The organism is Roseomonas rosulenta (assembly GCF_016106005.1).
GTDB lineage: Bacteria > Pseudomonadota > Alphaproteobacteria > Acetobacterales > Acetobacteraceae > Neoroseomonas > Neoroseomonas rosulenta.
Window position 1 is genome coordinate 1 of sequence record NZ_JACADR010000567.1, and the last position, 1,076, is coordinate 1,076.

Consider the following 1,076-nt stretch of genomic DNA (forward strand, 5'->3'; position numbering starts at 1 on the left):
GGGCGCGGGCACAGCGACGGGCAGCGGTGACGGCGCGCGCTCGGCCGGCGGTTCTGGCGCGGGCGATGGCGGCGGCGCGGCCGCAGGTGCGCCCTCCGGCAGAGCGAAATCCGCCCCGCAGCGCGAACACCGCAGCGATCGCGCCGCGCCGGCCAGCAGTCGGTCCGGCACCTCGTACTCAGCGCCGCAGGATGGGCAGGCGATCCGCATGCGATTCATATCAACCGGCGCGCGCCGCTCCGCAAGCAGCGGTTGAGGTGCCGCGCGCAGGCAGGCACAACAGGGCATGGTTCGATTCAACCGGGTGGCCCTTGCCTATCCCGATCCGCACGGGCGGCCGGGTCAGCCGGTGTTGCGCGACCTGTCCTTCACCCTGGGCGATGGCTCCTTCACCTGGATCCTGGGGCCCTCTGGCGCCGGCAAGACCTCGGTGCTGCGCCTTATGCACGCGGCGCTTCGCCCGACCGAGGGCGAGGTCGAACTCCTCGGCGTCCAGCTCGCGCGCGCCCGCCGCGCGGACCTGCCGCCGCTGCGCCGGCGCATCGGCGTGGTGCACCAGGAATTCCGCCTGCTCGCGCATCTCTCGGCCTGGGACAATGTGGCATTGCCGCTGCGACTGGCCGGCACCGCGGAATCCACCATCCGCAGCGATGTCGCCGACCTGCTCGACTGGATCGGCCTGACTGGCAAGGAGGAACGCCGCCCGGAGGAACTCTCGGGCGGCGAGCAGCAGCGCCTGACCATCGCCCGCGCCGTGGTCACGCGCCCATCCCTGCTGGTTGCGGACGAACCCACCTCCGAGCTCGACGCCCTGCAGGCGCGGCGCACCATCGCCCTGCTGGTCGAGATGAACCGCCTCGGCACCACCGTCGTCGTCGCCACCCATTCCGAGGACCTGCCCGCGCGCCACCCCGCGCGCATGCTCACGCTCGAGGCCGGGCGCATGGCCGCCGATGGCTGAGGCCCGCCGCCGCCTCGCGCGCGATCCGCTCGGCCTGCGGCGCGCCCTGGCCGACCGGCTGTTGCTCGGCCTGGTGGCCGCGATGGCGCTGCTGGCCGCGCTGGCGCTTGCCGGG

Annotated in this window: 2 protein-coding genes; one reads left to right on the top strand and one right to left on the bottom strand. The window is 74.0% G+C overall.

Annotated elements, in window-relative coordinates:
- On the bottom strand, positions 1–288 hold a 288-nt coding region (locus HW578_RS28535; protein WP_369407992.1), incomplete at its 3' end, for a zinc-ribbon domain-containing protein.
- Between HW578_RS28535 and HW578_RS26890 the strand changes: the two genes are divergently transcribed.
- Positions 287–961: a cell division ATP-binding protein FtsE gene (locus HW578_RS26890; RefSeq protein WP_198373756.1), complete on the top strand. Its 675-nt coding sequence runs from the start codon at positions 287–289 to the stop codon at positions 959–961. The two genes, HW578_RS28535 and HW578_RS26890, sit on opposite strands and share 2 nt — an antisense overlap.
- The last annotated feature ends 115 nt before the right edge of the window (positions 962–1,076 follow it).

What these genes read in the sequence shown, in the direction of transcription:
- HW578_RS26890 (WP_198373756.1), top strand. Translation starts at nt 287, where the DNA reads ATGGTTCGATTCAACCGGGTGGCCCTTGCCTATCCCGATCCGCACGGG.